Origin of the sequence: Aquiflexum gelatinilyticum (assembly GCF_024813435.1) — a bacterium.
GTDB lineage: Bacteria > Bacteroidota > Bacteroidia > Cytophagales > Cyclobacteriaceae > Cognataquiflexum > Cognataquiflexum gelatinilyticum.
Map to the genome: position 1 here is coordinate 1 of NZ_JANAEZ010000001.1, position 15,509 is coordinate 15,509.

General features: G+C 39.1%; 13 protein-coding genes. 11 read left to right on the forward strand and 2 right to left on the reverse strand.

The window, feature by feature from the left end; all coding sequences use genetic code 11:
• Window positions 1–80: 80 nt before the first annotated feature.
• Window positions 81–680, reverse strand: a complete 600-nt coding sequence (locus NK987_RS00005) for a nucleotidyltransferase family protein (protein WP_259262192.1) — start codon at window positions 678–680, stop codon at window positions 81–83.
• Window positions 677–1,795 carry an XdhC family protein gene (locus NK987_RS00010; RefSeq protein ID WP_259262193.1) on the reverse strand — a complete coding sequence of 373 codons (1,119 nt, stop codon included), beginning with the start codon at window positions 1,793–1,795 and terminating at the stop codon, window positions 677–679. The genes NK987_RS00005 and NK987_RS00010 overlap by 4 nt, the downstream gene beginning before the upstream one ends.
• A gap of 270 nt (window positions 1,796–2,065) precedes the next feature.
• On the opposite strand from NK987_RS00010, the gene NK987_RS00015 reads away from it, so the two are divergent.
• From NK987_RS00015 to NK987_RS00065, 11 genes are all read left to right on the forward strand, one after another.
• On the forward strand, window positions 2,066–2,527 hold the full coding sequence (locus tag NK987_RS00015) for a cold-shock protein (RefSeq protein ID WP_259262194.1): 462 nt from the start codon (window positions 2,066–2,068) through the stop codon (window positions 2,525–2,527).
• 35 nt (window positions 2,528–2,562) lie between these two features.
• Window positions 2,563–3,048 (forward strand): hypothetical protein, encoded by a 486-nt coding sequence (locus NK987_RS00020; RefSeq protein ID WP_259262195.1) that lies wholly within the window; start codon window positions 2,563–2,565, stop codon window positions 3,046–3,048.
• Window positions 3,049–3,351: 303 nt separating this feature from the next.
• Window positions 3,352–6,756 (forward strand): T9SS type A sorting domain-containing protein, encoded by a 3,405-nt coding sequence (locus tag NK987_RS00025; RefSeq protein WP_259262196.1) that lies wholly within the window; start codon window positions 3,352–3,354, stop codon window positions 6,754–6,756.
• Window positions 6,757–6,846: 90 nt separating this feature from the next.
• On the forward strand, window positions 6,847–7,302 hold the full coding sequence (locus tag NK987_RS00030) for a hypothetical protein (RefSeq protein ID WP_258424453.1): 456 nt from the start codon (window positions 6,847–6,849) through the stop codon (window positions 7,300–7,302).
• A gap of 174 nt (window positions 7,303–7,476) precedes the next feature.
• Entirely contained in the window at window positions 7,477–8,313 is an 837-nt protein-coding gene (locus NK987_RS00035) for an amidohydrolase family protein (protein ID WP_259262197.1), read from the forward strand.
• A 150-nt stretch (window positions 8,314–8,463) separates the two neighbouring features.
• The gene (locus tag NK987_RS00040) at window positions 8,464–9,450 is read left to right on the forward strand and encodes an SAM-dependent methyltransferase (protein WP_259262198.1); all 987 of its coding nucleotides are present in this window, start codon (window positions 8,464–8,466) and stop codon (window positions 9,448–9,450) included.
• 243 nt (window positions 9,451–9,693) lie between these two features.
• Window positions 9,694–10,692: a DUF922 domain-containing protein gene (locus NK987_RS00045; protein ID WP_259262199.1), complete on the forward strand. Its 999-nt coding sequence runs from the start codon at window positions 9,694–9,696 to the stop codon at window positions 10,690–10,692.
• Between the two features lie 143 nt (window positions 10,693–10,835).
• The gene (locus NK987_RS00050) at window positions 10,836–12,353 is read left to right on the forward strand and encodes a serine hydrolase domain-containing protein (RefSeq protein WP_259262200.1); all 1,518 of its coding nucleotides are present in this window, start codon (window positions 10,836–10,838) and stop codon (window positions 12,351–12,353) included.
• Window positions 12,354–12,440: 87 nt separating this feature from the next.
• A complete protein-coding gene (locus NK987_RS00055; RefSeq protein WP_259262201.1) occupies window positions 12,441–13,016 on the forward strand; it encodes a hypothetical protein in 576 nt (191 codons plus the stop codon).
• 175 nt (window positions 13,017–13,191) lie between these two features.
• Window positions 13,192–13,659: a GAF domain-containing protein gene (locus NK987_RS00060; protein ID WP_259262202.1), complete on the forward strand. Its 468-nt coding sequence runs from the start codon at window positions 13,192–13,194 to the stop codon at window positions 13,657–13,659.
• A 165-nt stretch (window positions 13,660–13,824) separates the two neighbouring features.
• On the forward strand, window positions 13,825–15,462 hold the full coding sequence (locus tag NK987_RS00065) for a M1 family metallopeptidase (protein WP_259262203.1): 1,638 nt from the start codon (window positions 13,825–13,827) through the stop codon (window positions 15,460–15,462).
• Window positions 15,463–15,509 lie beyond the last annotated feature (47 nt).

A 15,509-nucleotide genomic window follows, 5' to 3' on the forward strand; every position in this document is an offset into this window, starting at 1 on the left:
TGTCTGGCAAATGCCTTGAAATCAAATTCATCTCCGTTTTCTTTCATAGTCAAAATTTAATAAATTAAACATTGACACAGTTAATTGAACAGTCTCAGTTTGAGGTAATCTTCCCTAGTGTCGATGTCAATTTCTCCTTTTGGAAAATCAATAGCGTATAAATCATTTTGGTGCGCCATTACCAATTTTTTGGCACCTTCATTTCCGATTAGGGAAAGTAGTTCAGGAAAATACTTTTTGCTGAACAATACCGGAACACCAAACGTCTCCTTATATCTGCAAGCAATAATTTCACTATTCGTATTTATTTTATTTTTAATCAGTAAGTTAAGAATTTTTTTATTTACAAAAGGTTGGTCTGATAGCATCAAAATTACCTGATCAGGGTCTGAATTTTCCATTAGATACTTCAGTCCTTTTTGCATAGAAGAGGCCATCCCTTTTTCCCAATTTTCATTGACGACTCGATCTACTTTGGCATGGCGGATTTTTTCAACAATTAAATCCGCATTTGCACCCAAGACCAATACGCAGGATTGGGCTAGTGAATTTTGTGCAGCTTCGACCGCAATTTCAAGGAGAGTTTTTCCCTTGAATTCAAGCAATTGTTTCGGTTGTCCCAATCGGGAAGAACTACCGGCGGCTAGGATGATGACACCGGTTCTAATTTCCTTTTTCATCTTTCTCCATGGATGGGGCCAAGTTTGTTTTTAAGAAAATCCGGATTTTTCTTTGCCAAAACGGCTTTGATCTCAGCCAAGGCTGATAATGCAATTTCTTCAGATCCTTCAGCCCCGATATCCAAACCTATTGGTGCATAGATGTTTTCGGTGGGGACTTTGGTTCCTTCTGATTCCAACCTTGCTATTAATTTGTCGGTTTTCTTTTTTGGCCCCAAAATCCCGATGTAGGGAAGTGCATAAGGTATCAGGTCCTTCAGTACCACAGCCTCATATTCAAAATTATGGGTCATCAGTAAGGCAACCGTATTTTTGTCAGGATTTAAACCCGAAACAGCCCTGTCTGCCGGCTCGATGATAATCTTTGAAGCTGAGGGAAATCTTTCCGTTGTCGCATGGTTTTTTCTTCCGTCAATCAAAGTCAATTCCCATCCCATCAAAAAAGCCAATTTGGTAACAGGAATGGTGTCATTTCCTGCCCCAAACAATAAAATCCGGATAGGAGGGTTGATAGCTTCATAAAACACCCAAATTTCTTCCGGGTCGGGATATTGTTTTATGGTGCTAACACGGTTTTCAGTGTTGGTATGGATTTCAAGGTGAATTTTCTCCGACAATCCGGAATCTAAAGTTTCGATTTTACCGAATGTGTTTCCTCCTTTAGATAGCACTCGGGTGCCTATTTGCTCTCCGCGGGCATTTTTCAAAGAAAAAGCAGTTATCAAAATACTTGGGAGCCTGTCACTCAGTGCAACTTTCAACAATTCGGCAGGATTGGATTCATCTTCAAATTCAAGGGGTTCAATCAGAACCTGTATGATCCCGTTACAACCCAAACCTACTCCGAACTTTTGGTCATCCTCGTCTGTGGTATCATAGGTCACAAGCATTGACTTTTGTTGAAAAATGACCGTTTGGGCCTTTCGGAGTGCATCACCTTCAAGGCAACCGCCACTGATTGCTCCTGTCAATTCACCATCTTCTGTGACAAGCATTCTTGCCCCAGGCCTTCTGTAGGCAGATCCATCGACTTTTACGACTGTTGCCAAAGCTGCTTTTTGGTTACGGTCCTTACATTTTTGATAAGCTAGTAAAATCTGTTGCAGGTCTTTCATTTGAAATTAGGCTGACAATCGTAGAGAGATCAAATTTGATAAAATTTTCTTTTTTAGAACCTATACCTTAAATAAAACTGTCGGGTATATATCTTCCTTTTGAATATTTTTGAAGAGTGGAGGTCATATATTGTTTGTAGCAAAAAATAAGTTATGTAAAGTAAGATTTTAATCATTTAATAGCCTGTGGCTTAGAAGGAGTTAATATTTGTTAAAATACTTTTTTCATAAAATAGGAAATACACAAAAATTCCCGGATTTTTGTAACATATGGCAAAATCAAGAGATACTTTCGACAAGAAGGAAAAAGAAAAATTAAGACAGAAAAAAAAACAGGAGAAGCAGCAAAAAAAAGATGATAGAAAGTCCAACACTGCCAAAGTAACGGATTTCGAAAATATGATTGCTTACGTGGATGAGTTTGGAAACATTACTTCTACTCCTCCCGATCCATCCAAAAAAAGAGTATTTGATGCTGACACCATTGAAATCGGTGTTTCTAAGCATGCAGAACCACTTCCAGGTGAGAACTTACGAAAAGGAAAAGTAACATTTTTCAATGGCTCAAAGGGTTATGGATTCATAAAAGATGAAGTATCCCAAGAAAGCATTTTTGTTCACATCAATAAGTGCATTGATCCCATTCAGGAAAATGATAAAGTTACTTTTGAAACTGAAAAGTCTCCCAAAGGATTAAGTGCTGTAGATGTTAAGCTTTTTAAGGCTCCTTGATTGGAGCAACTAGCTGAATAAACGGTTAAATCAGAATGAAAATCGGCAGCCTTGCAGAAATTAAAAAAGAATTAACCTTCTTTGACATAAAAGAATTGTCCGTCCTGTTGTTGGATTTAGCCAAGTTCAGTACGGACAACAAGGCCTTTTTATATTTCAAACTTTTTGAAAGGGAAAATCCCAGGTTGTTTGTAGAATTTGTCCAAGAAGAAATTGATTTAGAATTTCAGAAATCCAATACGCGGAATTATCACTTTGCAAAAAAGTCGGCGCAAAGCATCCGTAGAAAGCTAAACAAAAGATTAAAACTTACCAAGGACAAAGAAACGCTTGTAGAGTTGATTATATATTTTTGTGAGAAGTTGAGACACTATGGTTTTTTGGATTTCCGACATCCAGTTATCGACAATCTTTATAAAGTACAAGTTGGTAAAATAGAGAAGCTCGTTTCAGGTTTGCACGAAGACCTCCAATATGACTACACAGAAAAAATCCTTGAATTGAGAAATTCGTCAAAATAAATTCAGATTACTTGACTGGTTCTAACTTGGCAAAAATAAAAAGTACGTTATTGATTTTTTAAAAAAGGATGAATGATGTGAAATTCGTTCCATTATACTTTTTGTTCATTCTTAGCGTTCTGAAACTCTTTTTTCCTTTTTTTAGCTTTCCAGATGTATATATGATGTATTTTTTTTTAATACCTGATGTAGTTATGATGTAGCATCAAATCCTATTCATGTGAAGTGCAATAGGTAATTTTATTTTTATCAAAATGCTATAAATCAATTCATAACAATTTTCCCAAAAAGAAATAAGTGCCTATGAAAAATTTTACAATTATCATGTTTATTTCATTTGTTGTTTTTTTCCAAGCAATTGGACAGACACAAATGAACCTTCCCGTAACCTTCGACGAAACTAATGTCAACTATGGTTTGGTGGGTTTTGGAGGTGCTGAAGCATCCTCCATCGTGGAAGATCCGACTTTGGCTACCAACAAAGTTGCGAAAGTGATCAAATCAGCAGGTGCAGAACTCTGGGCAGGTACCACTGTCACAGCCGTCACCGGTGGGGTTCAGACAGGATTCAGCACAAAAATTCCATTTACAGAAGCTGATAAGAAAATGACTGTCAGGGTTTGGTCACCGGATGCAGGCATCAAAGTCCGCCTCAAGGTGGAAGACCATCTTGATCCTACCAAAAGCGTAGAGACAGAAGCGACTACCACTGTTGCAGCGGCATGGGAAACTTTGACTTTTGACTTTGGTGCTCAGGTACCGGAAACAGCTGCAATCAACCTCGCATTCAACTACAACAAAGCTTCCATCTTCTTCAACTTTGGAACTACAGGTGCTGTAGCTGGTGAAAAAACTTATTACTTTGATGACATGGCTTTTGTCACTGGAGGCTCAGGTGGAGGTGGAGACAATCCATTGCCTACTGTTCCTTTGGATTTCGAATCAGAAGAACTCAATTATGACTTTATAAACTTCGAAGGTGGTGAACTGACCAGAATCGCTAACAGCCAGAAATCAGGTATCAATACCAGCAACCATGTAGCCCAGATGGTAAAAGGAAACGGTCAGGTTTATGCAGGTTCAGTTATTCCTTTGGCTTCTCCGATTGATTTTTCTGTAGGAAAAATCTTCAAAGCAAAAGTATTTATGCCAAGAGTGGGAGCAAAGCTTCTCCTTAAAGTAGAAAATCAGACCAATGCGGGGATTGCTTTTGAAAAAGAGGCGACAGGAACCAAAGCAAACGAATGGGAAGAAATCACCTTTGATTATTCGGATATCAATACAGCAAACACTTACCAAAAGGTAGTATTGATTTTCGACCTTGGTACAATGGGTGACGGATCTGCCAACTTCACATACCTCATTGACGACATCGAATTGACCTCAGGAGAAGGAACAGGCGGCGGAGATCCCAATCAGATGAATCTTCCCGTAACCTTCGACGAAACCGATGTCAACTATGGCTTGGTTGGTTTTGGAGGAGCAGAAGCTTCTTCTATAGTAGAAGATCCGACTTTGGCCAGCAACAAAGTAGCCAAGGTTATCAAATCTGCAGGTGCGGAACTTTGGGCAGGTACAACGGTCACAGCCGTCACAGGCGGAGTTCAGACAGGATTCAGCACAAAAATTCCTTTTACAGAAGCTGATAAGAAAATGACCGTCAGGGTTTGGTCACCGGATGCAGGCATTAAAGTCCGCCTCAAAGTGGAAGACCATCTTGATCCTACCAAATCAGTAGAGACTGAAGCGACTACCACTGTCGCAGCTGCATGGGAAACTTTGACTTTTGACTTTGGCGCTCAGGTACCGGAAACCGCAGCCATCAACCTCGCATTCAACTACAACAAAGCTTCTATCTTCTTCAACTTTGGAACTACAGGTGCTGTGGCTGGTGAAAAAACATATTACTTCGATGACATGGCTTTTGTCACTGGAGGCTCAGGTGGTGGAGGAGACAATCCACTGCCAACTGTTCCTTTGGATTTCGAATCAGAAGAACTCAATTATGATTTTATAAACTTCGAAGGTGGTGAATTGACCAGAATCGCTAACAGCCAGAAATCAGGTATCAATACCAGCACCCATGTAGCCCAGATGGTAAAAGGAAACGGTCAGGTTTATGCAGGTTCAGTCATTCCTTTGGCTTCTCCGATTGATTTTTCTGTAGGAAAAATCTTCAAAGCAAAAGTATTTATGCCAAGAGTGGGAGCAAAGCTTCTCCTTAAAGTAGAAAATCAGACCAATGCGGGGATTGCTTTTGAAAAAGAGGCGACAGGAACCAAAGCAAACGAATGGGAAGAAATCACCTTTGATTATTCGGATATCAATACAGCAAACACTTACCAAAAGGTAGTATTGATTTTCGACCTTGGTACAATGGGTGACGGATCTGCCAACTTCACATACCTCATTGACGACATCGAATTGACTTCAGGAGAAGGAACAGGCGGCGGAGATCCCAATCAAATGAACCTTCCAGTTACCTTCGACGAAACTGATGTCAACTATGGCTTGGTTGGTTTTGGAGGAGCAGAAGCTTCTTCTATAGTAGAAGATCCGACTTTGGCCAGCAACAAAGTAGCCAAGGTTATTAAATCTGCTGGTGCGGAACTTTGGGCAGGTACCACTGTCACAGCCGTCACAGGCGGAGTTCAGACAGGATTCAGCACAAAAATTCCTTTTACAGAAGCTGATAAGAAAATGACCGTCAGGGTTTGGTCACCGGATGCAGGCATTAAAGTCCGCCTCAAAGTGGAAGACCATCTTGATCCTACCAAATCAGTAGAGACTGAAGCGACTACCACTGTCGCGGCTGCATGGGAAACTTTGACTTTTGACTTTGGCGCTCAGGTACCGGAAACCGCAGCCATCAACCTCGCATTCAACTACAACAAAGCTTCTATCTTCTTCAACTTTGGAACTACAGGTGCTGTGGCTGGTGAAAAAACATATTACTTCGATGACATGGCTTTTGGTGCAGCAGTGGAATTAAAATCTCAGGTTATTACATTTCCTGCAATTGCATCCAAAACTCTAGGTGATGCCCCTGTTGCAATGAATGCATCATCCACATCCGGCTTAGAAATAACATATTCTAGCTCTGATGACAAAATTACTATGGATGGAAACATGGCAACTATGACAAAAGCAGGTAGGGCTACTATCACTGCTTCTCAAGCTGGTAACAATGAATTTTTACCAGCAGAGCCTGTTTCTCAAAGCTTCTGTATCAATCCTGCTAAGCCGACCATAAGTGTTTCAGGTACCAATACTGAATCTGTCACATTAACTTCAAGTGCAGCTGCAGGCAATCAGTGGTTCTTGAATGGAAATGCAATCACAGGTGCTGTTAGTCAAACTTTGGTAGTAACCACATTTGGAAATTATTCCGTACAGGTTAAAGTGGATGATTGTCTAAGCACAATTTCAGATGAGGTTTCTTTGATCATCAATAGCGCAGAAATCGGTAAAATCCAAGAAATGACCGTATATCCTAATCCTGCAGAAAATTATATCTACCTAAAAGGAATTAATGGTCCTATCCGAAGTGCAGAAATGATCGATATGGCAGGAAGATCAAACCCGATAGAATTTGAATTGTATGATGAAATCTATTCAGCCAATGTTCAGAATCTTTCACCGGGTATTTATGTCCTTTGGATCCAGCAAGGAAATAAGAGTTATCCTTTAAGAGTCATCAAAAAATAAGTGACAAGCTGTTTTTGCCCAATCATCGCCCATTGATGGCTTTGATTGGGTGAAAACAAAGTCTCAAATTTCAACCTAATCAAAGAAAAAATGAAGAAACAATATTTTCAAAAAAAGATAAGCAACATGGTTTTATCCATGATGTTTTTGATTGCCTTGTCACTTTCGGGTTGTGGAGATGATCCCACCCCTCAACCTTCCGCTCAGGATGTTGCTAGGGAAAAACTAACAGCAACGACCTGGAAACTTACAAAAGTAACAGTGGATGGAGTAGACCAGACCAGTGTTTACCAAAATTTGACACTGACTTTCACCAATACCGCTTATAGTTCGACAAACGGGAAGGTTATTTGGCCTGCAAGCGGCACATGGTTATTCAACAATGATCAGGCAACAGAAATGAAACGAAATGACGGATTGGAAATTTCCATTCAAAACCTGACAGATACTTCTTTGAGGTTAGGATTGGATTGGGAATCAACATCCATCGGTACAGGAAGAGTTTTGGCTATAGGAGGCCAACATGTTTTTGAATTTGGAAAGTAGGGTTTATTTGTAATGCATAGAAGCCGGAGATTTTCTTCGGCTTCTTTTTTTGTTTTTTTTGAAAGTTTGCCTATTCAAACTTTTTGCTTTTTATATAAAAATATGTCCACCATTGTTTAACCGAGGATTTTGAAGTAATTATACGACCGTAATAATTCTGCTTTAACAATCATAATGCGAATAGACAGCCACCAACATTTTTGGAAATATGATCCAATGGTTCATTCTTGGATGGATGATTCAATGAAATCAATCCAAAGAGATTTTCTACCCTGCGATCTTAAACCAATTTTGGAGGAAACGGGATTTGATGGTTGCATTGCTGTTCAGGCTAGCCAAACGGAAACTGAAAACTCATTTCTTCTCTCTCTTGCTCATCAAAATAATTTCATCAAAGGTATTGTCGGATGGGTTGACTTGCAGTCAAATAACATTATTGATCGTTTGGGTCATTATAGTCAGTTCCAAAAAATCAAGGGGTTCAGGCATATTCTACAAGATGAACCTGATATTGATTTTATGCTTCACCCTTCTTTCATTGATGGAATTAGCAAATTGAATCAATATGGTTTTACATATGATATTTTGATATATCCCGATCACCTTCCAAATGCTTTTACTTTAGCCAAATCTTTCCCCAATCAACTTTTTGTGATTGATCATCTCGCCAAACCCAAAATCAAAAAACAAGAAATTGCAAACTGGAGTAAGCAGATAAAAAAAATTGCGGCACTTGAAAATGTATACTGTAAGGTTTCAGGCATGGTGACAGAGTCGGATTGGAATAATTGGAAAGAAGCAAACTTCAAACCTTATCTGGATATAGTTTTAGACGCTTTTGGGATAGAAAGACTGATGTATGGATCAGATTGGCCAGTTTGTACTTTATCTTCTTCATATCAAAATACTCTTAAAATTGTTAGGGAATACTTTTCAAAGCTGTCTTTAACCGAGCAGCAGAAATTTTTTGGAGGCAACGCAACCTCATTTTATAATCTGGATATTACCTGATTTTTTGCTGAAATCCCGGATTACTTTCTTTAACCAAACTATTTTAAATTTCTGCTTTTTGCAGAGTGATTTTTTTATCCTTAAATTAAGGAAAGTATTGATTCCCAATACTTTATTTTTCAAATGATTCTTCACCAAAATTATAGCAACATGGAAACAAAAGAGGTATCTCCGGAAATTTTAAAGAAAAAATGGATCGGATCAAGTGTCGCCGAGCGCGAAGGTCAAGAGTGGGATAAGAAAAAGGAAATGGATTTTACCTATACCAACATAGACAAATTCATAAGGACAAGTCTTGGGGAAAATGCCCATTTCAGCAATGCAATGTACAATGGGGATTATACAATGAGCTTAGAACAAGCACAACTTAAGAAGTACGAATTTGTCACCAAGGAGCTGGGAATTAAAAAGGGAAGTAAAGTCTTAGACTTGGGATGCGGATGGGGCGGATGGCTGAAGTACTTGCGTGATGTCGTCGGTGCAGAAGGAACTGGGGTAAATCTCTCAGACGGTCAGGTAAAGGCCTGTCGGGAAAATGGCTTAAAAGCCTTTATCAAGGATGCAAGATTTGTAAAGCCTGAGGATTTCGGGACTTTCGATGCAGTTACTGCCTTTGGGAGTTTTGAGCATGTGGCTTCTGTTAAAGACTATCTAAATGGAAAACAGGATGAAGTGTATGAAGATTATTTCAGACATGTAGCCAACCTGCTCAATCCCGGAGGTAAGTTTTACATGCAAAGCATGGTTTTTGAAAAAAACATGATTCCTTTTGACAAAATCGATATCAATGCACCCAAGGATTCCGACAGCTATATTTTTGCTTTACTTCTCAAGCATAATCCTGATTCTTGGATTGCATATGGGCATGAGCATATTATCAGAACTGCTGAACCGTTTTTAAAAAATACCTATTATAGTGACGGCAGGCTCGATTATATCAAAACCAACCGAGAATGGACCAAGCTGTTTTATAAATTCAATTTGAAGAAATACCTCTGGTTTGCATCCCTGGTTCCGAAACTGATCACAGACAAGGAATTCAGGCATCAACTTGCAATTCTCAGGGTCAGACCGAATAGGGTTTGTTTCGAAAGGGAGATTATGGGCCATGCAAGATTGATTTTTGAAAAGAAGTGATTGGTGTTTAGATAGTTAAATAACAAGAAATTGTGGAAGTCATCCAAGAATATCCTTGGCTGACTTCTTCATTTTGTGAGGTGGTGATTGGACTTTTCTAAATCAGAACTGTTGTTTTTAGCTTTGCGTTAAGTTGTTATGTCTAGAAAATTCTCAGCCTTAGCTTTTTTACTTTTTACCTTATGCCGGTATTCAATTGCCCAAGAGAAAATTTTTGATTTAAACTCTACCAACAAGATCATATTGGAAAATTCAAGTTTCAATTTGTCTAATGTCATTTACGATCAGGATGAATCGGCTTCAATTGGGAAAATATATATCGCTCAAAATCAACCCAATAAAGCAATCATTAAAAATGGATTGGCAGGAGGAATCAGCATTTTTTACAAAAACTCAATCCAAAAAACTGATAATGATAGAACCATCCAATTGAAAGTTCTGGAATTTACCATTAATGAGAAACTGCAAAGCAGTAAGGTTGCATCAGGGGAGTTGAAAGTCAAATTTGGATATTTCCTGAAAACATCATTTGAACCTGTCCATTTGGTGGATTATGAAGCTGGGATTACTTACCAAAGGTCCATTCATCGAACTGATTTAGTAAATCAGATCTTAAGCAGGGGGATTTCAAATTCAATTGTGTTTATCAATGATTGGATAAATGAACATGCTACACACAATAGAAAACTTGCAAAAACTGTCCGGTTGGAAATAGTGGAAAAAATGAACAGAAGTGACAGGGATACAGTTTTTTATCATCCCGGTCGTAGACTTACTTGGAGTGACTTCAGGGAAAGTCCCAATCGGAACTCAGGATACAACGCTACTATTTTTACAAGTTTGGCTATGGAAGGTTCGCCCTTCATGGAGGATGGAGTTTTGGTACTTCCTGTAGAAGTTAAAGTTTATATGTTACCCGAATCTTCTTGGGTAAAAACCCAAGGGAAAAATGATTATTCATTGAACCACGAACAAAAGCATTTTGACATCACCCGAGTGGTTGGCAACAGGTTGGTCAACAAGTTGAAAAACCTCGAAGTTACTCCTGAAAATTATGAAGCTGAAGTGAATGAGGCTTTTTTTGACTCTTACAGAGAAATGAACAAGCTGCAGGAAATCTATGATGCAAGGACAAGACACGGCTTGGATAAGGAGGTTCAATCCCGGTGGAATGACATCATCGGTCAAGCTTTAAAAGGTGATATGGAAGAAATTGAAAGAGAATTAGAAAAAGGAAAGTAAGGAAATATAAATTTAAACTAATAATCAAAATCAAATTGTGGATGAGATATGGTTTGATTACCTTATTCATTCCCATTGAAGAAAATATGCGTATTTTTATCTCCAATACTTCAAAATCCATTAAAAACCGCTCAAACTTGACAATGAAAATAACCACGTTCTTCCTTATACTTTTTCTGATTTACCTTCCAGCAATTGCCCAAAGTTCTCTTCCCAGAAGTACTCCAAAAGCCCAACAAGTTTCCTCCGGAGGGATTTTGAATTTTATCGAAGCTGTAGAGAAAAGTAACCATGAAGTCCACAGCTTAATGATGCTGAGACATGGAAAGGTAATTGCAGAGGGATGGTGGGATCCATACAAGCCAGAACTTAAGCATACCATGTATTCGGTCAGCAAGAGTTTTACTGCCACAGCTATTGGCTTCGCAGTAGTTGAAAACAAACTCAAAGTAACAGATAAAGTCATTTCATTTTTTCCTGAATCTTTGCCCAAAACAATCAGTCCAAACCTTGCCAAATTAGAAATCAAGGATTTACTCACTATGAGTGTGGGCCATGACAAAAGCTTTAATCAAGAAGTTTTTACTACCGAAAATTGGGTGGAAGCTTTTCTGAAAATGCCGATTGCCAATGAACCGGGAACCAAATTCCTGTACAATACTTCGGCGAGCTACATGATGTCTGCTATCATCCAAAAGGTTACCGGACAAACGCTCTTGGACTATTTGGAACCAAGGTTATTGAAACCTTTGGGCATTTCAGACTTGGACTGGGAGACGGATTTACAAGGTATCCAAACAGGAGGCTGGGGTATCCGTGTCAAAACCGAGGACATGGCCAAATTCGGTCAATTGTTCCTACAAAAAGGGAAATGGAACGGAAAGCAGGTATTGCCGGAGTCTTGGATCGATGAAGCCAGTACTTTGAAAATCTTGCAAGAACCCAATTCTTCCCCAGAAAAAATGGCTTCTAATGATTGGATTCAAGGATATGCCTATCAGATGTGGAGAAGCCGGCACAATTCCTACCGTGCTGACGGTGCTTTTGGACAATATATTTTGATTTTGCCTGAAAAAGATGCGGTCATTATCCTTACCTCAGAGACCAACGACCTGCAAGGTTTACTTGACTTGGTCTGGGAAAATCTCCTGCCTGCATTTGATACTACTTCTGATCAAGATTCAACTTTAAAAGAAAGATTGGAGAAGCTTTCATTGCCTCCTTTGCAAAGCGAAAGCAATCCTGAAATGGAAAAAAGATTGAATGGGAAAAATTATACCATCACCTCTAATGTGGAAAAAATCAGCAATTTTTCTCTGAATTTTCAGGAAGGAGTCTGTCTTTTGAATTATGTTCAAGGGCCTAATACTTACAGGTTGATTTTTGGATCGGGAAGATGGATCAAGGATGAAACCGATAGGGTAGGACCAAATCTTTTTACTTTTGCTCAGAACCAACAGGTAGGCTTGGCTCCATTCAAAATCGCAGGAAGTTATGCTTGGATAGATGTGAATACTATCGAACTTCAGCTCAGGTATATCGAAAGTCCCCACACTGAAATCATCAGGATCACATTTGAAGGAGAAAATGCAAAGCTTACATTTATCAACAGCTTTGAAGGGGAAGGTAAGAAGGTGAATTTTGAGGCGAAAGTTTACTGAACGGGACGGAAGTAGGTGGTAAAAGGTGAAATTGAGAGTTACCAGTAATTCTATAGGACGACTCCAAGCGAAATAAAGTGAATTAAAATGAAAGACTTTATAAAAAAAATTAGACTTGAAAAATGGCATTTCTATTTGCTTGGATTTTTGCTTATAAATTTTTGCATAGGACTAGTATCAGGGTATAAACTAAATCAAAACCTGACATTCATTCTAAAGATAATTTTATACCTGACAGGACTAATTTTGTTCTTGACGACACTTAGACCATTTAAGAAAACAGCCATTTATTATTCTTTTTATGCTATTTCGGGCGTTTTGACAGGACTTTTCTTTTTGTTTGGTGGTATTTTACCTGCAATAATATCTTCACTTGTATTAATTCCAATTGTTCCAAAACAAACTGAGTATAAAACCGAGACAATTAAAATCTATAACAGATTTCAAGGTTTTATGGCTAGTTGTTGTTCATATGAAGTTGTAGAACCTAAACTCTATATTTTTGAAAAACATTTAGGTTACATAAATATTGAAAAGCCTATTGAAGCTGACAAGGACGAGTTTAGTTTTAAAAATACCACGATTATTTATAAGTACGAATTAGATAATTATGGACAAACAACAACAGTTAGAGAGAAGACAGAAATACTTAATTTTGAATAGAAGTTCTACCGCTGACAGCAGTATTGCAAAAGCGGGGAGGAGGGTGTAATTCTAAGATAGTGAAATGCCAAATTCAAGTTTTGTGCATCCATTGAAGTTTAGTGCTGAAAAACCCCGCATTAGCAAAGCGGCAATACGGTAAAGGAATTAATGATATAATTTGAAAAATAATCAAATGAACAAGACAGAATCAATCATCGAATCCATAAAAGAAACAAAAGGCGAAATCAATTGGCAGCAATTGTTGGAAAACATCATCGCAGCTTTTGATTGTATTACAGGAACTATCCACACCCTTGACAAATCGACCAATTTGCTGATGCTGAAATCACAGAAAGGCATTCCTGATTTTTTGTTGCCCAAGATGTCGGTGATTCCGATCGGCAAAGGAATGGCAGGAATCGCTGCAGAAAGAAAACAGCCTGTCGAAATGTGTAACCTGCAGACAGATTCATCCGGAGTGGCAAGGCCTGCCGCAAAGGAAACCAAAGTCGAAGGTTCCATTGCAGCACCGATGTTACTTGATGGGGAATTGTATGGAACCTTGGGCATCGCCAAACCTGTGCCTTATGACTTTACCAAAGAAGAGAGTGAGGCATTATTAAAGATTGGGATGGAAATATCAAGATTTATCAAGTCCTAATTTTGGGTTTTCAATTGATCTTTGAAGTCTAAGCTCCAAAATTTGATATTAGTTGATACCGGATATTGATGGATATTGTACCGGAATAAAGCGTGATTATTTAGATTTTTTGCAGAATTAAATCATACCGAAAATCCAATCAAAAGAATTGTTTATAGCAACCTCATGAACCTATACCAAAAACTACTTCCCGCCATATTGCTTATTCTGTTTGTTACAACTGCTTATTCCCAAGAGCAAAAATTTACAAGAGCAGATACTTTGCGGGGAAGCATCACGCCGGAAAGGGAATGGTGGGACCTGAATTATTACCATCTTGCTGTGGAAGTATTCCCTGAAACCAAATCCATCAAAGGAACGAATACTGTCCGGTACCAAGTAAAGAAAGCACATCAAGTCTTGCAGATAGACCTGCAAGAACCTTTACGGATTATCGATGCAAAGCAAAACGGGCAAAAACTTGAAATCCGAAAGGAGGGAGCCGCCCATTTCATTAGCCTACCCAAAAAACAGGTTGTGGGTTCATTTGAAGAAGTCATCATCTCTTATGAAGGCCAACCTAAAGAAGCTGTACGTCCGCCATGGGACGGAGGGATTACTTGGCAAAAAGATGAAAATGGAAACCATTTCATCGCATCATCCAATCAGGGAATCGGTTCGAGTATCTGGTGGCCAAGCAAAGACCATCCTGCAGATGAGGTAGACAGCATGCTGATCAGCGTGACGGTCCCCAATAACCTGATGAACATTTCCAATGGCCGGTTGCGAAAAACAGAAACAAAAGGGCAAACCAAAACTTACCATTGGTTTGTCAGTAACCCCATCAATGATTATGGGGTGAACATCAACATTGGCGACTATGTCCATTTTTCAGAGAAATATCAGGGCGAAAAAGGCGTTCTCGACATGGAATATTATGTGATGCGGGACAATCTGGAGAAAGCCGAAAAACAATTTATGGATGCAGGACGGATGATGGAGGCTTTTGAGCATTGGTTTGGGCCTTATCCTTTTTATGAAGACAGCTACAAACTCGTAGAAGCGCCTTATCTCGGTATGGAACATCAGAGTTCGGTTACTTATGGCAACGGCTACCAAAACGGTTATCGCGGCACGGACCTTAGCGGAACAGGTTGGGGGATGAAATTTGACTTTATCATCATCCATGAATCCGGTCATGAGTGGTTTGCCAACAACATCACTTACAAGGATGTCGCAGATATGTGGATCCACGAGAGCTTCACCAACTACTCCGAGAGCCTGTATCTCGATTATTTTTATGGCAAAGAAGCCGGACAGGAATATGTGCGGGGTACGAGAACCCGTATAGATAACAAACTTCCTATTATCGGAAGGTACAGCGTCAATAGCCGCGGTTCAGGAGATATGTATTACAAAGGTGGGAATATCCTGAATACGCTCCGTGAAATCGTCAATGACGATGAAAAATGGAGAAATATCCTCCGCGGATTAAACAGCGAGTTTTACCATCAGACAGTCACGACGGCACAGGTGGAAGATTACCTTTCCGTGGAAACGGGTATTGACCTTTCCAGCTTCTTTGACCAATACCTCAGAAACAGTTCTTTGCCTGTGCTCGAATACTTTTACTCAGATGAGCAGACACTCCAATACAGATGGAGCAATTGCATTGCATCTTTTGACATGCCTATTGATTTGGAATTGGGAGAAAACAAAGTCCGCGTAGTTCCAAATACCAAATGGAGTGAACTGAAAGTATCCAAGCAAACCGATGTCAAAGTCGATTTGGATTATTACGTGGGAAGTTTTCGGTTAAGATAATGCCTCTGATTAAAATTTTGGATGAAGGAGGAACAGCAATGTTGGAT